Origin of the sequence: Micromonospora sp. WMMD956 (genome assembly GCF_029626125.1) — a bacterium.
Classification (GTDB): domain Bacteria; phylum Actinomycetota; class Actinomycetes; order Mycobacteriales; family Micromonosporaceae; genus Micromonospora; species Micromonospora carbonacea.
This window is the reverse complement of the sequence record NZ_JARUBI010000005.1, coordinates 5105234-5128311: the sequence shown is the minus strand read 5'-3', so window position 1 is coordinate 5128311 and position 23078 is coordinate 5105234. Positions and strand designations below refer to the sequence as shown.

At 74.4% G+C, this 23078-nt stretch carries 5 protein-coding genes; 1 reads left to right on the top strand and 4 read right to left on the bottom strand.

The annotated features are described in order from the left end of the window. Nucleotides 1-33: 33 nt before the first annotated feature. Nucleotides 34-13902, bottom strand: a complete 13869-nt coding sequence (locus tag O7628_RS23045; protein ID WP_278133564.1) for a type I polyketide synthase — start codon at nucleotides 13900-13902, stop codon at nucleotides 34-36. Nucleotides 13903-13947: 45 nt separating this feature from the next. Beyond that, nucleotides 13948-19476: a type I polyketide synthase gene (locus tag O7628_RS23040; protein WP_278133562.1), complete on the bottom strand. Its 5529-nt coding sequence runs from the start codon at nucleotides 19474-19476 to the stop codon at nucleotides 13948-13950. Between the two features lie 285 nt (nucleotides 19477-19761). Here O7628_RS23040 and O7628_RS23035 point away from each other — a divergent pair, with 285 nt between their 5' ends. Beyond that, nucleotides 19762-20520, top strand: coding sequence for an alpha/beta fold hydrolase (locus O7628_RS23035; protein WP_074478938.1), 759 nt, complete (start codon nucleotides 19762-19764; stop codon nucleotides 20518-20520). A gap of 55 nt (nucleotides 20521-20575) precedes the next feature. Here the strand turns inward: O7628_RS23035 and O7628_RS23030 are convergent, their stop codons facing one another. Both O7628_RS23030 and O7628_RS23025 read right to left on the bottom strand, forming a co-directional pair. Next, nucleotides 20576-21463 carry a class I SAM-dependent methyltransferase gene (locus O7628_RS23030; RefSeq protein WP_278133561.1) on the bottom strand — a complete coding sequence of 296 codons (888 nt, stop codon included), beginning with the start codon at nucleotides 21461-21463 and terminating at the stop codon, nucleotides 20576-20578. A gap of 23 nt (nucleotides 21464-21486) precedes the next feature. Further along, nucleotides 21487-23076, bottom strand: coding sequence for a bifunctional 3-(3-hydroxy-phenyl)propionate/3-hydroxycinnamic acid hydroxylase (locus O7628_RS23025; protein ID WP_278133559.1), 1590 nt, complete (start codon nucleotides 23074-23076; stop codon nucleotides 21487-21489). Between the last annotated feature and the right edge of the window lie 2 nt (nucleotides 23077-23078).

The following is a 23078-nucleotide window of genomic DNA, read 5'->3' as shown; positions in this document are numbered from 1 at the left end:
AGGGGGGAGGGGGTGGGGGTGGGGGTGGGTGGGTCAGGATTTGCCGAATTCGCGTTGGATGATGGCGAAGATGTCGTCCTCGGTGGCGTTGGACAGGTCGTCGGCCACGGCCTCGGCCGGGGCGGGCGACTCGGAAGCCGGCGAGGCGGGGGACGGTGACGACGGGGCGGTGTCGCCCCGCCAGCGGGCCAGCAGGTCCTCCAAGCGGCGGGTGATCTCCGCGTCGTCGCGGCGCTCCCCCGGCACGGTTCGCAGCAGCTCGTCGAGCCGTTCGATCTCGGCGACGACCGGGGTCGCCGCCCCGTGCGGCACCAGCTCGGCGCGCAGGTGCTCGGCGAGCGCGGCCGGCGTCGGATGGTCGAAGACGAGGGTGCTGGGCAGGGCGAGTCCGGTCTCGGCGGTGAGCCGGTTGCGCAGCTCCACGGCGGTCAGCGAGTCGAAGCCGAGGTCCAGGAAGCCCCGGGCGGCCCGGATCGCCGCCGTGCTGCGGTGCCCCAGCACGGTGGCGGCGGTGCCGCGTACCAGGTCGAGCAGGACGCGGTCCCGCTCGGTGTCACCGGCGGCGGCCAGCCTGTCCCGCAGCTGCTGCGGGGCGCCCGAGTCCGCCGGCGGCTCCGGTCGGTCGGCCGTGCCGGCCTCGGGGATGCCGCCGAGCAGCGGGCTGGGCCGCAGGGCGGTGAAGGAGGCGGCGAACCGGTCCCAGGCGACGTCGGCGACGACGACGCTCGTGTCGTCCCGGTCGAGAGCCGCCTGCAACGCGGTGACCGCCAGCTCCGGGTCCATCGCCGGCAGCCCCCGGCGACCGAGCTGTTCCTGCTGCTCGCCGTGCGCCATCCCCGCGCCGGCCCACGGGCCCCACGCCACCGCGGTCCCGGCGGCACCCTGGGCGCGCCGCCGGGCCACCAACCCGTCGAGATACGCGTTGGCCGCCGCGTAGCCGGCCTGCCCGGCCGAACCCCACACCCCGGCGATGGACGAGAACACCACGAACGCGTCCAGCTCCGGCAGCAACGCGTCGAGGTGCGCCGCCCCGTCGACCTTGGCACGCAGCACGTGGGTCAGCTCGTCGGCGGTCAGCTCGCCCAACGGGGTGGAGTGCGCCGCGCCCGCCGCGTGCACGACGGCGCGGACGGGGTCACCGGAGTCGGCCAGGCCATCGAGCAGCGCCCCCAGCGCCGACCGGTCCGCCACGTCACAGGCGGCAACAGTCACCCGCACCCCGGACGCCCGCAACCGCTCCACCAGCTCCCCCGCACCCGGGGCCCGCTCACCACGCCGACTCGTCAACACCACGTGCTCGGCACCCGCACCGGCCGCCCACCCGGCGACCCGCGAGCCCAACGCCCCCGTGCCACCCGTGACCAGCACCGTCCCCGACAACCGGAACTCCCGCCGCACCGGGTCACCACCCGCCCGCGCCAGCCGCCGCACGAACACCCCCGACGAACGGACGGCCACCTGATCCTCGACACCCGCCGCGAGCACCTGACACACCCGACGAACCACCCGCGCGTCCACCCCGTCCGGCAGATCCACCAGACCACCCCACCGACGCGGCTCCTCCAACGCCGCCACCCGGCCCAGGCCCCAGACGGCAGCGGCGGCCGGGTCGACGCGCCCATCCGACGCGCCCACGGACACCGCGCCCCGGGTCACCCACCACACCCGGCCGCCCAGGTCGGCGGCGGCCAGCGCCTGCACCGCCCCCAACGCCTCGCCCACACCGACGCCGGCCAGCGACAGCAGCGACACCACACCGGTGACCTCGCCGACGTCACGGAGCGACTTCGCCACCAGTTCGCGGTCGTCCGCCGGGCCGTCGAGCGTCAGCGTCCGGACCTGCGCCCCGGCCGCGGCGATCCCGTCCGTCACGGCCGCGAGCACCGGGGCGCCGATCCCGTCGTACGGCACCAGCACCAGCCAGGTGCCGGTCAGCCTCCCCGGCGTCTCGGGGAGGGCCTGCCACTCGATGCGGTAGCGCCACGAGTCGACGGTGGACTGCTGCTGACCCGCCCGCCGCCACCGGGCGAGCTTCGGCAGCAGGTCGCTCAGCGACTGCTCCGCCGCCAACTCCACACCGAGGCCGGTCAGGTCCTCCCGCTCCACCGCCGCCCAGAACCGCTCGTCGGTCGCCGAGCTCCCGGTGGTGGTCACGGCGGCGGCCGGCGGCGCGTCGTGCAGCCAGTAGCGCTGGTGGTGGAAGGCGTAGGTGGGCAGGTCCACGGTGCGGGGCCGGCCGCCGGTGTGGGTGAACCACGCGGCCCAGTCCACGGGCGTGCCGGTGACGTGCAGCTTCGCCAGGGCGGTGACCAGGGCGGTCGTGTCGGGCTGGTCGCGGCGCAGTGCCGTGATCAGGTGCACCGGCCGCTCCGCCGGGGTGTCGGCGGCCATCGCCGTCAACGTCGCATCCGGCCCCACCTCCACGAACGAGGTGGCCCCCAGCCCGTGCAGGGTGGCGACCGCGTCGCCGAACCTCACGGCCTCCCGCACGTGCCGCACCCAGTACCCGGGATCGGTGATCTCCCCCGCCTCGACGACTCGGCCGGTCACGTTCGACACGACCGGCAGCCTCGGCGTCTGCCAAGCCAGGCCGGTCAGGACCGTGCGGAACTCGGCGAGCATCGGCTCCATCAACCGCGAGTGGAACGCATGACTCACCGACAGCCGCTTCACCCGCCAACCCCGCCCGGCGCACTCCCCCGCGACCCGGTCCAACTCAGCGACCGGGCCCGACAACACCACCGACCGCGGCCCGTTCACCGCCGCCACATCCACACCGCCACCCGCCAGCGCACGCACCTCGGCCTCAGCCGCGCCGACCGCCAACATCCCACCACCGGACGGCAACGCCTGCATCAACGAACCCCGCGCCGCCACCAACGCACACGCGTCCTCCAGCGACAACACACCCGCCACGTACGCGGCCGTGACCTCACCGATCGAATGACCCACCAGATAGTCACCCGTCACACCGAACGAGGCCAGCAACTCGTGCAGAGCCACCTCCACAGCGAACAGGCCCGCCTGCGTGTATGCCGTCTGATCCAACAACCCAGCAAGCTCGGAGCCCGGCTCCGCGAACACCACCTCCCGCAACGGACGGCCGAGGCGACCCACGAACAGGGCACACACCCGATCGAACGCCTCCGCAAACACCGGGAACCCGTCATACAACTCCCGACCCATCCCCGACCGCTGCGCACCCTGCCCCGCGAACAACAACGCCCGACGACCCGACACCACCTCACCGGTCACCACACCCGGCGCTGCCACACCGGTGGCCAGCGACTCCAGGCCGGACAGCAGGTCGTCACCCGTCGTGCCGAGGATGACGGCGCGGTGTTCCAGGGCGGCGCGGGCGGTCGCCAGGGACCAGGCGACGTCCGTCGCCGTCGGCCCCGCGTCGGGGCCCAGGTGCTCGGTGAGCCGGATGGCCTGCGCGGCCAGGGCTTCCGGCGTGCGCGCCGACACCAGCCAGGGCACCACGGGCAGGTCGACGTGCCCGGAGGGCTCGGCCTCGACGGGCTCCGCCTGCTCAAGGATCACGTGGGCGTTGGTCCCGGAGATGCCGAACGAGGAGACGGCGGCCCGACGTGGCCGGTCCACCGCCGGCCACTCGCGGCGCTCGGTGACCAGGCTGACCGCGCCCGACGCCCAGTCCACCTTCGTGGAGGGCGCTTCCACGTGCAGGGTCGCCGGCACCACGCCGTGCCGCAGCGCCTGCACCACCTTGATCACACCGGCGACACCCGCCGCCGCCTGGGTGTGGCCGATGTTCGACTTGACCGAGCCGAGCAGCAGCGGCGCGGCGTCGCCCCGCCCCTGCCCGTAGGTGGCCAGCAGCGCCTGCGCCTCGATCGGGTCACCCAGCGTGGTGCCCGTGCCGTGCGCCTCCACCACGTCCACGTCGGCCGGCGACAGCCGGGCGTTGGCAAGGGCCTGCCGGATCACCCGCTGCTGCGACGGACCATTCGGCGCGGTCAACCCGTTCGACGCACCGTCCTGGTTGACGGCGCTGCCGCGCACCACCGCGAGGACACGGTGCCCGTTACGCCGGGCGTCGGACAGCCGCTCGACGAGGAGCACCCCGACACCCTCGCCCCACCCCGTCCCGTCCGCCGACTCCGCGAACGACCGGCACCGCCCGTCGGGGGAGAGGCCGCCCTGCTTCGCGAACTCGACGAAGGTCGCCGGCGACGCCATGACCGTCACGCCGCCCGCGAGGGCCAGGTCGCACTCGCCCGAGCGCAGCGACTGCGCCGCCAGGTGCAACGCCACCAGCGACGACGAGCACGCCGTGTCCACGGTGACCGCCGGCCCCTCGAACCCGAACGAGTACGCCACCCGCCCCGACAGCACGCTGGTCGCGTTGCCGGTGAGCAGGTGACCGCCGACCTCCTGGTCCCGGCCCATGGCCGTGGACGCGTACCCCTGGAAGCTGGCACCCGCGAAGACGCCGACCCGCTCCCCCTTCAGGCGGTACGGGTCCAGTCCCGCCGACTCGACCGCCTCCCAGGACACCTCCAGCAGCAGCCGCTGCTGCGGGTCCATCGCGAGGGCCTCACGGGGCGAGATGCCGAAGAAACCGGCGTCGAACGCCCCCGCGTCGTAGACGAAGCCGCCCTGGCGGGGGAACGAGGTGTCGGACAGCCGGCCGTCGAGGAAGCTGTCCCAGCCCCGGTCGAGGGGGAAGTCGGAGATGCCGTCGCGGCCGGCGGCGACCATGTCCCACAGCTCGTCGGCGGTGTCGACTCCGCCGGGCAGGCGGCAGGCCATGCCGACGATCACGATGGGGTCGTCGTCGACGGCCGTGGCCCGCTCCCGCTCGGCAGCCCCGGCCGGAATGCCGGTCAGCTCGGCGGCGAGGTGGGCGACGAGCGCCAGCGGCGTCGGGTGGTCGAAGACAAGGGTGCTGGGCAGGGCGAGGCCGGTTTCGGCGGTGAGCCGGTTGCGCAGCTCCACGGCGGTCAGCGAGTCGAAGCCCTGCCGCTGGAACGCCCGGTCGGCGGGGACGGCGTCCGGCGTCGCGTGCCCGAGCACCGCGGCCACCTGGGCGCGTACGAGGTCGAGCAGGTGGGTCTCCCGTTCGGCGGGCGTCAGGGCGGCGAGCCGGCGGCCGAGCTGGGCCTGTTCCTCGCCCGCGTCTGCGGTGTCGGGCGACGCGGATCGCGCCTCGGGGATGTCGTCCAGCAGCGGGCTGGGCCGCAGGGCGGTGAACGAGGCGGCGAACCGGTCCCAGGCGACGTCGGCGACGACGACGCTCGTGTCGTCCCGGTCGAGAGCCGCCTGCAACGCGGTGACCGCCAGCTCCGGGTCCATCGCCGGCAGCCCCCGGCGGGCCAGTTGTTCCTGCGCCTCGCCCTGAACGGCCATGCCGGCACCCGCCCACGGGCCCCACGCCACGGCCGTGGCGGCGGCGCCCCGGGCCCGTCGGCGCGCGACGAGGGCGTCGACGTAGGCGTTGGCCGCCGCGTAGCCGGCCTGCCCGGCCGAGCCCCACACCCCGGCGATGGACGAGAACACCACGAACGCGTCCAGCTCCGGCAGCAACGCGTCGAGGTGCGCCGCCCCGTCGACCTTGGCGCGGAGCACGTCGCGCAGCTCGTCCGGCGTGACGTCGCCCAGCGGGGTGAACTGGGGCGCTCCGGCGGCGTGCACCACGGCGCGGACGGGGTCACCCGCGTCGGCGAGGCCGTCGAGCAGCATGCCCAGAGCCGACCGGTCCGCCACGTCACACGCCACGACCGTCACCCGCGCCCCGGACACCCGCAACCGCTCCACCAACTCCCCCGCACCCGCAGCCCGCTCGCCACGCCGACTCACCAACACCACATGCTCGGCACCCGCCCCGACCGCCCACCCGGCGACCCGCGAGCCCAACGCCCCCGTGCCACCCGTGACCAGCACCGTCCCCGACAACCGGAACTCCCGCCGCACCGGGTCACCACCCGCCCGCGCCAGCCGCCGCACGAACACCCCCGACGAACGGACGGCCACCTGATCCTCGACACCCGCCGCCAACACCTGACACACCCGACGAACCACCCGCGCGTCCACCACGCCCGGCAGATCCACCAGACCACCCCACCGACGCGGCTCCTCCAACGCCGCCACCCGACCCACGCCCCACACCGCCGCCGCGACCGGGTCGGCCGACGCGTCCGACCTGCCCACCGACACCGCGCCCCGGGTCACCCACCACACCCGGCCGCCCACGCCGCAGTCGTTCAGCGCCTGGATCACGGCGAGGCTCTCGGCCACGCCCGCTTCCCCGGGCAGCGACAGCAGCGACAGGACGCCGGCGACCTCACCCGGGCGGGGCAGCGCGGCCCGCAGCCGCCCGGCCGCGTCGTCCCGGCTCGTCCCCGTCGGGTCGAGGCCGACCGTCAGGACCTCCGCGCCCTGCTCGGCCAGGCCCTCGGCGAGGGGGTGGTCGGCCTGCGCCGGTGGCACGAGGACCAGCCACGTCCCAGTCAACCCCGCCGACGGTACGGTCGGAGCGGGCCGCCACTCGACGCGGTAGCGCCACGAGTCGACGGTCGAACGCCGCTGACCCGCCCGCCGCCAGCGGGCGAGCTTCGGCAACAGGTCGCTCAGCGACTGCTCCGCCGCCAACTCCACACCGAGACCGGTCAGATCCTCCCGCTCCACCGCCGCCCAGAACCGCTCGTCGACGTCGTCACTCGCTCGCCGGGTGCCGCCGGCAGCCGACGCGGGCTCGGGCCAGTACCACCTGCGGTGGAAGGCGTAGGTGGGCAGGTCCACGGTGCGGGGCCGCCCACCGGTGTGGGTGAACCATGCCGCCCAGTCCACGGGCGTGCCGGTGACGTGCAGCCGGGCCAGGGCGGTGACCAGCGCCGTCGTCTCCGGCTGGTCGCGACGCAGCGCCGCCACCAAATGCACCGGCCGGTCGACGGGCGTGTCGGCCGCCATCGCCGTCAACGTCGCATCCGGCCCCACCTCCACGAACGAGGTCACCCCCAACCCGTGCAGGGTAGCCACGGCATCGCCGAACCGGACCGCCTCCCGCACGTGCCGCACCCAATAGTCGGGGCCGGTGATCTCGGCCGCCTCGACAAGCTTCCCGGTCAGGTTCGACACGATCGGCAACCTCGGGACCCGCCACTCCAGGGCTGCGAGGCCCGCGCGGAACTCGGCCAGCATCGGCTCCATCAACCGTGAATGGAACGCATGACTCACCGACAGCCGCTTGACCCGCCAACCCCGCCCGGCGCACTCCCCCGCGACCCGGTCCAACTCAGCGACCGGGCCCGACAACACCACCGACCGCGGCCCGTTCACCGCCGCCACATCCACACCGCCACCCGCCAGCGCACGCACCTCGGCCTCAGCCGCACCCACCGCCAACATCCCACCACCAGACGGCAACGCCTGCATCAACAAGCCACGCGCCGCCACCAACGCACACGCGTCCTCCAACGACAACACACCCGCCACGTACGCGGCCGTGACCTCACCGATCGAATGACCCACCAGATAGTCACCCGTCACACCGAACGAGGCCAGCAACTCGTGCAGAGCCACCTCCACAGCGAACAGGCCCGCCTGCGTGTACGCCGTCTGATCCAACAACCCAGCAAGCTCGGAGCCCGGCTCCGCGAACACCACCTCCCGCAACGGACGGCCGAGATGGTCGGCGAACAGGGCACACACCCGATCGAACGCCTCCGCAAACACCGGGAACCCGTCATACAACTCCCGACCCATCCCCGGACGCTGCGCACCCTGACCCGTGAACAACAACGCCCGACGACCCGACACCACCTCACCGGTCACCACACCCGGGGCAATCTCACCGGCGGCCAGCGACTCCAGGCCGGACAACAGGTCGTCACCCGCCGCGCCCAGCACGACCGCCCGGTGCTCCAACGCCGCCCGCGACGTGGCGAGGGACCAACCCACGTCGACCGGCGACCACCCGGAACGCCCCCGGACGAAGTCCGCCAGGCGCGCCGCCTGCCCGGCGAGGGCATCGGCCGATCGCGCCGACACCAGCCACGGCACCACCGGCAACTCCACCGGCCCGGACGACCCGATCCCGGCCTCCACGGCCTCCACCGGATCCGCCTGCTCCACGATCACGTGTGCGTTCGTCCCGGAGATCCCGAACGACGACACCGCCGCCCGACGCGGCCGGTCCACCACCGGCCACGGCGTCGACTCCGTCACCAACTCGACCGCGCCCGACGCCCAGTCCACCTTCGTGGAAGGCTCGTCCACGTGCAGGGTCGCCGGCACCAGGCCATGTCGCAGGGCGAGGACCATCTTGATGATCCCGGCGACGCCCGCCGCCGCCTGGGTGTGGCCCAGGTTCGACTTCACCGAGCCCAGCAGCAGCGGCGTCTCCCGCCCCTGCCCATAGGTCGCCAGCAGCGCCTGCGCCTCGATCGGGTCACCCAACGTCGTGCCCGTGCCGTGCGCCTCCACCACGTCCACGTCGGCCGGCGACAGACCCGCCGACGCGAGGGCCTGCCGGATCACCCGCTGCTGCGACGGACCATTCGGCGCAGTCAACCCGTTCGACGCACCGTCCTGGTTCACCGCGCTGCCCCGCACCACCGCGAGGACCCGACGGCCGTCCCGGCGGGCGTCCGACAGGCGCTGCACCAGCAGCACCCCGACGCCCTCGCCCCACCCCGTCCCGTCCGCCGACTCCGCGAACGACCGGCACCGCCCGTCGGCGGACAGCCCGCGCTGCCGGGAGAACTCGACGAACGCGCCGGGGGTGGCCATCACGGTCACGCCGCCGGCCAGCGCGAGGTCACATTCGCCCGAGCGCAGCGACTGCGCCGCCAGGTGCAATGCCACCAGCGACGACGAGCACGCCGTGTCCACGGTGACCGCCGGCCCCTCGAACCCGAACGAGTACGCCACCCGCCCCGACAGCACGCTCGCGGAGGCACCGGTGGCGCCGTAACCGGCGAGCTGTTCGCCGCCGTTGCGGATGAGGTTGTCGAAGTCCTGCCCGTTGGTGCCGGCGAAGACGCCGACGCGCCCGCCGCGCAGCGTGAGGGGGTCGATCCGGGCGTCCTCGATCGCCGCCCAGGACACCTCCAGCAGCAGCCGCTGCTGCGGGTCCATGGCGACGGCCTCACGCGGGGAGATGCCGAAGAACCCGGCGTCGAACGCCCCCGCGTCGGCGAGGAACGCCCCCTGCGTCACGTACGACGCCCCGGGGTGCCCGGGGTCGGGGTGGTGCAGCGCGGTCAGGTCCCAGTGCCGGTCGGTGGGGAAGTCCGACATGGCGTCGACGCCGTCGGCGAGCAGCCGCCAGAACTCCTCCGGTGAGCCGGCCCCGGCGGGGAAGCGGCAGCCCATGCCGACGATGACGATCGGGTCGTCGTCGACGGGTCGTACCGTCGGGGTCGTCGCGGACGGCGAGTGGCCGCCCAGCAGCTCGGCGCGGACGTGGGCCGCCAGGGCGGTCGGGTTGGGGTGGTCGAAGGCGAGCGTGGCGGGCAGGGTGAGCCCGGTGGCCGCGTCGAGGCGGTTGCGCAGCTCGACGGCGGTCAGCGAGGTGAAGCCGAGGTCCCGGAACGCGCGTTCGGCGGGCACCCGGTCGGCGCTGCCGTGGCCGAGCACCGCCGCCACCTCGGCGCGCACCAGGTCGCGCAGGGCGTCGAGCTGCTCGGCGTCGGTGAGCCCGGCGAGCCGGTCCCGCAGGGCGCCGCCACCGGCGGCCCGGTCGGCGGTGGCGGCGTCGGTGACCTGCGGCGCGGTCAGCAGGCCCCGGATCAGCGGGTCGGGGCGGCGACCGGCGGCGCTGCCGGCGACCCGGTCCCAATCGACGTCGGCGACGACGAGGTGGGTCTCGTCGTCCTCGATCGCGGCGGTGAGCGCGCGGGCGGCCGTGGCGGGGTCCATCGCGCCGAAGCCGTTGCGGGCCATCCGACGTTCGAAGTCGCCGGCGCTGACGCCGCCGTCGGCCCACAGCCCCCAGGCGATGGACGTGGCGGGCAGCCCTCCGGCCCGGCGACGCCGGGCGAGCGCGTCGAGCCAGGCGTTGCCGGGGGCGTAGTTGGCCTGGCCGGGTCCGCCCATGGTGCCGGCGAGGGAGGAGAACAGCACGAACGCGGACAGCTCGTGGCCCCGGGTCAGTTCGTCGAGGTGGCGGGCCGCGTCGACCTTGGCGCGCAGGGCGGTCGCCATCCGGTCCACGGTGAGGGCGTCGACCACGGTGTCGTCGAGCGCCGCCGCCGTGTGCACGACGGCGGTGAGCGGCAGGTCGGCCGGGATCGCCGCGAGCAGGTCGCGCAGGGCGTCCCGGTCGGCGGCGTCGCAGGCCGCGACGGTGACACGGGTGCCGAGGGCGGTCAGTTCCCCGGCGAGGGCGGCCGCGCCGGGGGCGTCGGGGCCACGGCGGCTGACCAGCAGCAGGTGCTCGGCTCCGGCCGCCGCGAGGGCGCGGGCGACGTGCCCGCCGAGCGCGCCGGTCCCGCCGGTGACGAGGGTGGTGCCGCGCGGGGTCCAGGCGCGCGCGGGGGCGGCGGGCCGGCGGGCGCGGGTCAACCGCCGGGCGTACGCGCCGGTGGCGCGCACCGCGAGCTGGTCCTCCGTGCGCTCGCCGCCGAGCAGCCGGCGCACCTGCCGGACGGCACGCGCGTCGGCGGTCGGGGGCAGGTCCACGAGTCCGCCCCAGCGTTGGGGGTGCTCGGCGCGCAGCACGCCGCCGAAGCCCCACAGGGCCGCCTGGTCGCAGTCTACGGGCTGGTCGCGGGGGTCGACGGAGATCGCGCCCCGGGTGGCGATCCAGAGCCGGGCGGGGAGGGCGGAGTCGCCGAGGGCCTGGGCGAGGGCGACGGTGTGGGCGAGGCCGGCGGGCACGGAGGCGGCGTCGGGGTGCGCGCCGGGGGCGAGGCCGAGCAGCGACAGAACGCTGCCGGGTCGTCCCTGGCCGTCGGCGTACGCGTCGGCGAGGTCGCTGGCGAGGCCGGCCCGGTCCCGGTCGGCGGCGACCCGCAGCACCCGTACGCCGGGCGCGGCGAGCGCGGTCGCCCACTGGTCGGCCGCCCCGTCGTCGGGCACGACGAGCAGGAGGTCGTCGTGTTCCCGCCGGGGGTGGTCGGGCAGGGGCTGCCAGGTGACGTGGTACCGCCACGGGTCGGAGCTCGGCCCGGCGGGGCCGTGGGGGCGGGTGCGGGCGTCGAGCCAGTAGCGCTGGTGCTGGAAGGCGTAGGTGGGCAGGTCCACGGTGCGGGGCCGGCCGCCGGTGTGGGTGAACCACGCGGCCCAGTCGATCGGCGTGCCGGTGACGTGCAGCTTCGCCAGGGCGGTGACCAGGGCGGTCGTGTCGGGCTGGTCGCGGCGCAGCGCCGCCACCAAATGCACCGGCCGGTCGACGGGCGTGTCGGCCGCCATCGCCGTCAACGTCGCATCCGGCCCCACCTCCACGAACGACGTCACCCCCAACCCGTGCAGGATGGCGATCGAATCGCCGAACCGCACGGCCTCCCGCACGTGCCGCACCCAGTACCCGGGATCGGTGATCTCCCCCGCCTCGACGACTCGGCCGGTCACGTTCGACACGACCGGCAACCTCGGCGTCTGCCAAGCCAAACCGTCAAGCACCGCACGGAACCCGGCCAGCATCGGCTCCATCAACCGCGAATGGAACGCATGACTCACCGGCAGCCGCTTGACCCGCCAACCCCGCTCGGCACACCGCTGGGCGATCACGTCCAGGTCGGCGACCGGCCCCGACAACACCACCGACCGCGGCCCGTTCACCGCCGCCACATCCACACCGCCACCCGCCAACGCCCGCACCTCGGCCTCGGACGCACCCACCGCCAACATCCCACCACCGGACGGCAACGCCTGCATCAACAAGCCCCGCGCCGCCACCAACGCACACGCGTCCTCCAACGACAACACACCCGCCACATGCGCCGCCGTCACCTCACCGATCGAATGACCCACCAGATAGTCACCCGTCACACCGAACGAGGCCAGCAACTCGTGCAGAGCCACCTCCACCGCGAACAGGCCCGCCTGCGTGTACGCCGTCTGATCCAACAAGGCCGCCAGATCCGAACCCGGCTCCGCGAACACCACCTCCCGCAACGGACGATCCAGACGCCCCACGAACAGGGCACACACCCGATCGAACGCCTCCGCAAACACCGGGAACCCGTCATACAACTCCCGACCCATCCCCGACCGCTGCGCACCCTGACCCGCAAACAACAACGCCCGACGACCCGACACCACCTCACCCGTCACCACACCCGGGGCAGCCGCACCCGACGCCAGCGACTCCAGGCCGGACAACAGGTCGGCGCGGTCGGTGCCGAGGAGCACCGCCCGGTGGTCGAGGGCCGCCCGCGACGTCGCCAGGGACCAGCCCACGTCGACCGGCGACAGTCCGGGATTGTCCTGGACGTGCCCGACCAGGCGATACGCCTGCCCCGCCAGGGCCTCGGCCGAACGCGCCGACACCAACCACGGCACCACCGGCAGGCCGACGGGACCCGACGGATCGACCTCAGCCTCGGCCTCCACCGGCTCCGCCTGCTCCACGATCACGTGCGCATTCGTCCCCGAGATCCCGAACGACGACACCGCCGCCCGACGCAGCCGGTCCACCACCGGCCACCGCGTCGACTCCGTCACCAACTCCACCGCACCCGACGCCCAGTCCACCTTCGACGACGGCGCATCCACGTGCAGCGTCGCCGGCACCACACCGTGCCGCATCGCCTGCACCATCTTGATCACACCGGCCACGCCCGCCGCCGCCTGCGTGTGACCCAGATTCGACTTGATCGACCCCAACAGCAGCGGCGTCTCGCGTCCCTGCCCGTACGTCGCCAGCAGCGCCTGCGCCTCGATCGGGTCACCCAACGTCGTGCCCGTGCCGTGGCCCTCCACCACGTCCACGTCCGCCGGCGACAACCGCGCGTTGGCCAGAGCCTGCCGGATCACCCGCTGCTGCGACGGACCATTCGGCGCGGTCAACCCGTTCGACGCACCATCCTGGTTCACCGCGCTGCCCCGCACCACCGCGAGGACGCGGTGACCGAGCCGACGGGCGTCGCTGAGGCGTTCCACGACGAGCACGCCGACGCCCTCCGACCAGCCGGTGCCGTCGGCGCCGTCGGCGTACGACTTGCACCGCCCGTCGGGGGCCAGGCCGCGCTGCCGGCTGAAGTCGACGAACGTCTCCAGGGTGGTCATCACGGTCACGCCGCCGGCCAGCGCGAGGGTGCACTCGCCGGAGCGCAGCGACTGCACGGCGAGGTGCAGCGCGACCAGCGACGACGAGCAGGCGGTGTCGACGGTGAGGGCGGGCCCCTCGAACCCGAACGTGTAGGCGACCCGGCCGGAGAGCACGCTGCTGGCGGTGCCGCCGCCGATGAACGCGTCCAGGGTCTCGGGCACCTCGGCCAGCCCGGCGGCGTAGTTGTGGTACATCATGCCGGCGAACACGCCGACGCGGCTGCCGCGCAGGGAGAGCGGGTCGATGCGGGCGTCCTCGATCGCCTCCCAGGACGCCTCCAGCATGAGCCGCTGCTGCGGGTCCATGGCGAGGGCCTCGTACGGCGAGACCTTGAACAGCTCCGGGTCGAAGTCACCGGCGTCGTGCAGGAACCCGCCCTCGCGGGCGTACGTGCTGCCCCGCCGCTGCCCGGTCGGGTCGTACGCGGCGTCGGTGTCCCAGCCCCGGTCGGTGGGGAAGCCGGTGACGCCGTCGGTGGCGGTGGCGACGAGTTCCCACAGTTGCTCGGGGGAGCGGACGCCGCCCGGGTAGCGGCAGCTCATCCCGACGATGGCGATGGGCTCGTGGTTCCTGGCGTCGGCGGCCTTGAGGCGTTCGCTGGTCTCGGCGAGGTCGGCGGTGACGCGCTTGAGGTACTCACGGAGCTTGGCTTCGTTCGCCATCGGGATTCACCTGTCGCGTTGGTCGGCAAGCGGGCGGTACGCCGGTCAGGAACGACCGAACGTGCTGTCGATGAAGTCGAAGAGTTCGTCGTCGCTGGCGTCGTCGATCACCTGGGCGACGCCGGCGGTGTCACCGGTGTCGCCGCCCCAGCGGGTGAGCAGCGCCCGGAGCCGGGCGGTGACGGCGGCGCGGGTCTCCTCGTCGGCGGTGAGTTCGGCGAGGTCGTCAGCCGGGGTCGCGGCGAACGCCGCCTCCAGCCGGTCCAGTTCGTCGAGGATGGTGGGCGCGGACCGGCCGGGGCCGAGCTGTGCCACCAGGTGCCCGGTGAGCGCCTCCGGGGTGGGGTGGTCGAAGACGAGGGTCGCCGGCAGCGTCAGCCCGGTGCGGGCGGTGAGCCGGTTGCGCAGGTCCACGGCGGTCAGCGAGTCGAAGCCCAGTTCGGTGAAGGACTGGCCGGGGCCGACGGCGGCGGCCGTGGCGTACCCGAGGACCTCGGCGACCTGGCCGGTGACGAGTTCCTCCACGAGCCGCCGGCGGTCGGCGTCGGGGGCGGCGGCGATCCGGTCGCGGAGGCCGCCCGCCGGGGCGGCGGTCCCGGCGGCGCTGCGCCGCGCGCCGACGCCGGCCAGGCCACGCAGCGGCGCGGGCAGGTGGTCGACGGTGGTGAGGGCACGCAGCGCGGCGACGTCGAGGCGGACGGGCAGCAGCAGCGGCTGCCGGCTGCTGCGGCTGGCGTCGAAGAGGGCGAGCGCCTGGTCGGTGCCGAGGGGGGCGATGCCCTGGCGGGTCATCCGTTCCCGGCGGGCGGCCCCCAGGTCTCGGGTCATGCCGCTGCCGGCCTCCCACAGCCCCCAGGCCAGGGAGGTGGCGGCGAGGCCGGCGGCGCGCCGGTGCTGGGCGAGCCCGTCGAGGAACGCGTTGGCCGCCGCGTAGTTGCCCTGCCCGGGGCCGCCGAGGGGGCCGGCGATGGAGGAGAACAGCACGAACATCGGCAGGTCCAGGTGCCGGGTGAGGTCGTGCAGGTGCCAGGCGGCGTCGGCCTTGGGGCGCAGCGCGGCGGCGATCCGTTCGGGGGTGAGCGCGGTGACGGTCGCGTCGTCGAGGATCCCGGCGGCGTGCACGACGCCGGTGAGGGGGTGTTCGGCGGCGACGGTGGCGAGCAGCGCGGCGACCTGGTCGCGGTCGGCGACGTCGCAGGCGACGAAGCGGGCGTGCGCGCCGAGGCGGGTGAGGTCGGCGAGGAGGTCGGCGGCGCCGGGGGCGTCGCCGCCGCGCCGGCCGGCGAGGAGCAGGTGCCGGACCTTGTGGGCGGTGACGAGGTGGCGGGCGAGCAGGCCGCCGAGGGTGCCGGTGGCGCCGGTGACGAGCACGGTGCCGTCGGGGAGGAGGTCGACGGCCCCCGTGGGGTCGGGTTCGGCGGGGGCGACCCGGGGCGCGAGGAGCCGGCCGGCGCGGAGGGCGAGCTGGGGTTCGTCGCTGGCCAGGGCCCGGCCGAGCAGGTCGGCGTCGATGTCGGGGCCGGCTTCGGGGTCGAGGTCGACCAGCACGAACCGGCCGGGGTGTTCCAGTTGCGCGGAGCGCACCAGGCCCCAGACGGCTGCGCTGGGCAGGTCGGTCACGTCGCCTGTGGCGTCGGCGGGGACCGCGCCGCGGGTGAGCACGACGAGCCGGCGGTCGGCGTGCCGGTCGTCGGCCAGCCAACCCTGGACTGCGGCGAGGGTGTCGGCGAGCCGGGCACGGGTGGCGTCGAGGGGGTCGCCGGGCGGGGTGTCGGCGGCGGGCAGCAGCACGAACCGGGGGTCGAGCCGGCCGGCGTCGACGGCGGCGGCGAGCGCGGGGAGCCCGCCGGGGGCCAGCGCGGAGGCGTCGAGCGCGACGATGCCGCCCGCCGGGCGGGGCGGCAGGGGCAGCGCGGTCCAGCGCAGTTCGAACAGGGGCAGGTCGGCGGGGCCGGTCGCGTCGAGCTGGTCGGCGGCGACGGGCCGGGAGACGAGCGAGCCGATCCGGGCGACGGGCGCACCGGTGGCGTCGGCGAGGGCGAGGGCGACGGCCGAGCCGGCGCGGGTGACGTGTACCCGAAGGTGGGTCGCGCCGACGGCGGCGAGCGCGACGCCCGACCAGGCGAACGGGAGTCGGGCCCCGGCGGTCTCGTCGGCGGTGTCGGCGTCGGTGAGGCCGACGACGTGCAGCGCCGCGTCCAGCAGCGCGGGGTGCAGACCGAACCCGTCGGCGGTGACGCCGTCGGGCAGCGCGACCTCCGCGAACACGGCATCGGGGGTACGCCAGGCGGCGCGCAGCCCCCGGAAGGTCGGCCCGTGGTCGACGCCGAGGCGGTGGAGCTGGGCGTAGATCGGTTCGACGGGCACGGCGGTGGCGTCGGCGGGCGGCCATTCGGTGAGCGCCTCGGGCGCGTCGCCGCCGCCGGGGGCGAGGACGCCGTCGGCGTGCCGGGTCCAGTCGCCGCGCGGATCGTCGGCGGGCCGGGAGTGGATGGCGACCTGGCGGCGGCCGTGTTCGTCGGGGGCGGCGAGGCTGAGCTGCACCGCGCGGGCCCCCTGCTCGGGCAGGACGAGCGGGGCGGCGAGGGTCAGTTCCTCCAGCGTGTCGCAGGCGGCCTGCGCCCCGGCGTGCAGGGCCAGCTCCACGAGCGCCGTGCCCGGCACGACGACGGAGCCCCACACGACGTGGTCGGCCAGCCAGGGCTGGGTACGCACCGACAGCCGGCCGCCGTACAGGCGGGTGTCGGCGTCGGCGGTGACGAGTTCGGCGGTGAGCAGGGGGTGCCCGGCGCTGCGGACCCCGAGGCCGGAGGCGTCGGCACCGGACGGGGCGGCGTCGAGCCAGTAGCGCTGGTGGTGGAAGGCGTAGGTGGGCAGGTCCACGGTCCGGGGCCGCCCGCCGGTGTGGGTGAACCACGCGGCCCAGTCCACGGGCGTGCCGGTGACGTGCAGCTTCGCCAGGGCGGTGACCAGGGCGGTCGTGTCCGGCTGGTCGCGGCGCAGCGCCGCCACCAGGTGCACCGGCCGCTCCGCCGGGGTGTCGGCGGCCATCGCCGTCAACGTCGCATCCGGCCCCACCTCCACGAACGACGTCACCCCCAGCCCGTGCAGGATGGCGATCGAATCGCCGAACCGGACCGCCTCCCGCACGTGCCGCACCCAGTACCCGGGGTCGGTGATCTCCCCCGCCTCGACGACTCGGCCGGTCACGTTCGACACGACCGGCAACCTCGGCGTCTGCCAAGCCAAACCGTCGAGCACCGCACGGAACCCGGCCAGCATCGGCTCCATCAACCGCGAATGGAACGCATGACTCACCGACAGCCGCTTCACCCGCCAACCCCGCCCAACACACTCCCCCGCGACCCGGTCCAACTCAGCGACCGGGCCCGACAACACCACCGACCGCGGCCCGTTCACCGCCGCCACATCCACACCGCCACCCGCCAGCGCACGCACCTCGGCCTCAGCCGCACCCACCGCCAACATCCCACCACCGGACGGCAACGCCTGCATCAACGAACCCCGCGCCGCCACCAACGCACACGCGTCCTCCAACGACAACACACCCGCCACATACGCGGCCGTGACCTCACCAATCGAATGACCCACCAGATAGTCACCCGTCACACCGAACGAGGCCAGCAACTCGTGCAGAGCCACCTCCACCGCGAACAGGCCCGCCTGCGTGTAAGCCGTCTGATCCAACAACCCAGCAAGCTCGGAGCCCGGCTCCGCGAACACCACCTCCCGCAACGGACGGCCGAGATGGTCGGCGAACAGGGCACACACCCGATCGAACGCCTCCGCAAACACCGGGAACCCGTCATACAACTCCCGACCCATCCCCGGACGCTGCGCACCCTGACCCGCAAACAACAACGCCCGACGACCCGACACCACCTCACCCGTCACCACACCCGGGGCAGCCGCACCCGACGCCAGCGACTCCAGGCCGGACAACAGGTCGGCGCGGTCGGTGCCGAGGAGCACCGCCCGGTGGTCGAGGGCCGCCCGCGACGTCGCCAGGGACCAGCCCACGTCGACCGGCGACAGTCCGGGATTGTCCTGGACGTGCCCGACCAGGCGATACGCCTGCCCCGCCAGGGCCTCGGCCGAACGCGCCGACACCAACCACGGCACCACCGGCAGGCCGACGGGACCCGACGGATCGACCTCAGCCTCGGCCTCCACCGGCTCCGCCTGCTCCACGATCACGTGCGCATTCGTCCCCGAGATCCCGAACGACGACACCGCCGCCCGACGCAGCCGGTCCACCACCGGCCACCGCGTCGACTCCGTCACCAACTCCACCGCACCCGACGCCCAGTCCACCTTCGACGACGGCGCATCCACGTGCAGCGTCGCCGGCACCACACCGTGCCGCATCGCCTGCACCATCTTGATCACACCGGCCACGCCGGCGGCGGCCTGGGGATGGCCGAGGTTCGACTTGACCGATCCCAGCAGCAGCGGCGTGGCACGGTCCTGGCCGTAGGTGGCGAGCAGCGCCTGCGCCTCGATCGGGTCACCCAACGTCGTGCCCGTGCCGTGGCCCTCCACCACGTCCACGTCGGCCGGCGACAGCCGGGCGTTGGCGAGGGCCTGCCGGATCACCCGCTGCTGCGACGGACCATTCGGCGCGGTCAACCCGTTCGACGCACCATCCTGGTTCACCGCGCTGCCCCGCACCACCGCGAGGACGCGGTGACCGAGCCGACGGGCGTCGTCGAGGCGTTCCACGAGGAGGATGCCGACGCCCTCGGCGAGGGCCGTGCCGTCGGCGCCGTCGGCGAACGCCTTGCACCGGGCCGACATGGACAGGTTGCCCTGCCGGGTGAAGTCGACGAAGACGGCGGGGGTGGGCATCACGGTGACGCCGCCGGCCAGGGCCAGGTCGGATTCGCCGGAGCGCAGCGACTGCGCCGCGAGGTGCAGGGCGACGAGCGACGACGAGCAGGCGGTGTCGACGGTGACGGCCGGGCCCTCGAACCCGAGGGCGTACGCCACCCGGCCGGAGCTGATGCTGCCGGCGTTGCCGAGGCCGAGGTAGTCGACGACGCCGTCGGGCACGTCGGCGGCCCCGGCGGCGTAGTCGCCGTGGGTGAGGCCGGCGAACACGCCGACGCGGCCGCCGCGCAGCCCGGTCGGGTCGATGCCGGCGGACTCGAACGCCTCCCAGGACACCTCCAGCAGCAGCCGCTGCTGCGGGTCCATCGCGAGGGCCTCGCGGGGGGAGATGCCGAAGAACCGGGGGTCGAAGTCACCGGCGTCGTGGACGAAGCCGCCCTCGGCGACGCAGGAGGTGCCGGGGCGTTCCCGGGCCGGGTCGTGCAGGTCGGTGAGGTCCCAGCCCCGGTCGGCGGGGAAGGGGCCGACGGCGTCGCCGGAGGCCGCGACGAGGTCCCACAGCGCGTCGGGTGAGGTGATCCCGCCGGGGAAGCGGCACGCCATCCCGACGATGGCGATCGGCTGCCCGGCGGCGTCCTCGACGTCGCGCAGGCGTTGCCGGGTCCGCCGCAGGTCGGTGGTGACCCTCTTCAGATACTCCCGGAGCTTCTCTTCGGTGTCCATCAACCTGACCCATCGCGGTGGCCGGCGGAGACCTGACGCAGGCGACGGGACGAATGCGCGAATTCCTCAGGCCAGATCGGTTCTACGTCCTTTGCACAATGCGGCCGGCAGCCCCGGGTCCCCTCTGCCGGGGAAAGTTATGGCGTCGCGATGACCTGCGACAACCCCTAACCCGCGCGGCGGTCCGCTAGGGGTGGCCGCCCCCGGTGGATCCGATTAGCGTCCTTTTGATCGCACCGGTGCCGGCGGATCCCGGCACCACCGCTGGAAGGACCGCGTGTACGCATGACCGACTCAGACAACGGCCTGTGGGTCCGCCGGTTCCACCCGGCGCCGGCCGGGGCGCGGCGGCTGGTGTGCCTGCCGCACGCCGGAGGGTCCGCGAGCTTCTACTTCCCCGTGTCGCGGGCGCTGTCGCCGGCCGTGGAGGTGCTCGCCATCCAGTATCCGGGGCGGCAGGACCGCCGCCAGGAGCCGTGCGTGGACAACCTGCCGGAGCTGGCCCGACAGGTGTTCGGGGTGCTGCGGCCGTGGCTGGACCAGCCGTTGGCGATCTTCGGGCACAGCATGGGCGCGACGCTGGGCTTCGAGGTGGCGCGGCTGATCGAGGCGGAGACGGGCGCTCCGGCGGCGCACCTGTTCCCGTCCGGGCGGCGGGCCCCGTCGTGCCCCCGGCACGAGACGGTGCACCTGCTCGACGACGAGGGGCTGCTCGCCGACGTGCGCAAGCTCAGCGGCACGGACCTGGCGGTGCTCGGCGACGCGGAGCTGCTGCGGGCGGCGCTGCCGGCGATCCGCAACGACTACCGGGCGGCGGAGACGTACGAGTACACGCCGGGGCCGAAGCTGGGCTGCCCGGTGACGGTGTTCACGGGCGACGCCGACCCGAAGACGACGGTCGACGAGGCGCGGGCGTGGGAGCGGCACACCACGGGCGCGTTCGACCTTCAGGTGTTCCCGGGCGGGCACTTCTTCCTGGCGCAGCACCAGCCGGCGATCCTGCGTACGATCTCGGCGGCACTGGCGCGTACGCCGGTGTCCTGACCGCGGTGGTTCGTGGCGCGGCCCCCGCCGGACACCGGCGGGGGCCGCGTCGCTGTCACGGCTTGTGCGCGACGGCGATGACGTAGTCGAGCAGCGCGAGTTCCTTCTTGATGAGCGTCTCGTCGCGCCAGTGGTTGGCCATGCCCTTGACGGCGCTGCGGTCGGCCTCGGCCTGGAACGCGGGGTCGGACGGGCGGCTGGCCTGGAACCGCCGCCAGCCCTCCCAGGTGCGGTCCTGGATGGACTGCACGTCGACGTTGCCGAAGCCGGCGGCGGTGAGCTGCTCGGCGTAGCCGGCGCGGTCGTGCCAGTTCTCGTCGGGGATGCTGAACTTGATGAAGCTCAGCGGGCCCGAGCTGATCGACATGCGGGCGGTGTCGTTGCTGAGCGGGATGATGTCGGCGGTGGCGAGGGTGCCGCCGGGCTTGAGCACCCGGAACGCCTCGGCGAAGAAGGCGCTGCGCGGATAGAAGTGGAACGCCGACTCCAGGGCGACGACCCGGTCGAAGGTGCCGTCGGCGAAGGGCAGCGCGAGGGCGTTGCCGAGCTGGAACTCGGCCTGCTCGGCGAGGCCCTCGCGGCGGGCCCGCTGCTGGGCGTGCTCGACGTGGCGGGGGGTGACGTTGATGCCGTGCACCTTGGCGACGCGGCGCTCGCGCAGCCAGGCGAAGTCCTGGTCGCCGTAGCCGAAGCCGACGTCGAGGACGGTGTCGTCGGGCTTGAAGCCGGCCGCGTCGGCCAGCTTCATGGCCAGCGCCTCGCCGGCCACGTCGAGGCTGGTGACGCCGTCCTCCCAGTAGCCGACGTTCATGTAGCGGGTGGTGCGGGCGGCGAACTCCACGTTCGGGGACTGGATCTCGTAGAAGCGGCGGACCCGGGTCACCGGGTCCTTCGTGGCCAGGGTGCGGATGACCCGGCCGAGGGTGCGGAGGTTCTCCAGCATGTCACTCCTTGCGCAGCAGGTGGTCAGGGTTGCGGCACCCGGGCGGAGACCTGCTGGCGCAGGTCGTCCACCAGGGCGGCCAGGCCGGTGGGGCCGGCGGCGACGCCGAAGACGTAGAAGTCGGGCCGGACCAGCACGGCGTCGGCGGCCGCGCCGGCCAGGTAGCCGAGGTGGACGCCGTCGAGGTCGACCACGTCGGTGGGGGCCGCGTCGGCGTCGGCGGGGCGGACGGTGACCCGGCGGACGCCGAGGTCGTCGAGGAACGCGGCGTCGTCGGCGTCGAGGGTGGCGGCCGGGTCGGGGGCTCCCGGGTCGGCGCGGGTGATCAGCACGAAGCCGCCGCCGACGACGTCGTCGAAGCGCCCGGTGCGCCCGCCGGCGGCCACCCGCCCCTGGGGCGCGGGGTCGCCGGCGTGGGGGGCCGGCGTGCCGTCGGGGCGGCGGTGCAGCACCCCGTCGACGATGGCCTCGCGCAGCGACCGGGCGTGCTTGGCCTGGGTACGGCGGCGCAGCGCGGCGAGCATCACCGAGTCGCGGCCGGCGGCCTGCTTCGGGTCGGTCTCGCAGATCACCCTGCCGGAGTCGATGGACATCCGGATGGCGTGCTGCACGTGCGCCTTGCGTTCCACCTCGTACGTGTCGAGCAGGGTGGCGTCGGCGATTCCCCGGCGCACCAGGTCCAGCTTCCAGGCCAGGTTGATGACGTCGCGGAAGCCGGAGCTCATGCCCTGGCCGAGGAAGGGCGGCATGACGTGGGCGGCGTCCCCGGCGAGGAACACCCGGCCGGAGCGCCACGTGTCGGCGTAGCAGGCCTGGGTGGTGTAGACGCCGTACCGGTCGAGCCGGGCGGTGTCGGGGGTGATGTCGAACAGGCCGAGCAGCCGCCACACGCTGGCCTCGGTCTCGAACTCCGCCAGGGTCTCCCCCGGCACCCGCATGAACTCCCAGCGCCGGTGGTCGGGGCCGGCGGAGACGGCGGTGCGGGGGCGGGCCGGGTCGCAGATCTGGAGGTTGTTGGGCTTGAACTCGACGGGCTCGTTCAGCACGACGTCGCAGACCAGCCAGTCGTAGCCGAACCCGAGGTCGGTGACGGTCGCGCCGAGCCAGCGGCGGACGAAGCTGTTGGCGCCGTCGCAGCCGAGCACCCAGTCGGCGGTGAAGGCGTGGGGCGTGCCGTCGGCGTCGACGGCGGCCACCTCGACGTGGTCGCCGTGGTCGGCGAGGTCGGTCACCTCGACGCCGCGCAGCACCCGTACGCCGGGCAGGGCCGCGCCGCGTGCGGCGAGGGCGGCCTCCAGGCCGGGCTGGTAGAAGGAGATCGAGTCGGGCCAGCCCGTCGGGCCGTCCTCGGCGACCTTGACGTGCAGCAGGGTGCGGCCGAAGCCGTTCTTCCAGGTGTATTCGCCGGACAGCTCGCACACCGGGTCGAGGGTGTCGCCGAGGTCGCAGGCGGCGAGGATGCGGCTGGCCTCGCCGTCGTAGGACACGGCGCGGGGCATGCTGTACGGGGTGGCCCACTTCTCCACCACCTGCACGGTGAAGCCGCGCTGGGCGAGCAGGATCGCCGCCACCTGGCCCACCGGGCCGTAGCCCACGATCAGTACGTCGGTCATCG

What these genes read in the sequence shown, in the direction of transcription:
- O7628_RS23045 (WP_278133564.1), bottom strand. Translation starts at nt 13,902, where the DNA reads ATGGCGAACGAAGCCAAGCTCCGTGAGTACCTCAAGCGCGTCACCGCC.
- O7628_RS23040 (WP_278133562.1), bottom strand. Translation starts at nt 19,476, where the DNA reads ATGGACACCGAAGAGAAGCTCCGGGAGTATCTGAAGAGGGTCACCACC.
- O7628_RS23035 (WP_074478938.1), top strand. Translation starts at nt 19,762, where the DNA reads ATGACCGACTCAGACAACGGCCTGTGGGTCCGCCGGTTCCACCCGGCG.
- O7628_RS23030 (WP_278133561.1), bottom strand. Translation starts at nt 21,463, where the DNA reads ATGCTGGAGAACCTCCGCACCCTCGGCCGGGTCATCCGCACCCTGGCC.
- O7628_RS23025 (WP_278133559.1), bottom strand. Translation starts at nt 23,076, where the DNA reads ATGACCGACGTACTGATCGTGGGCTACGGCCCGGTGGGCCAGGTGGCG.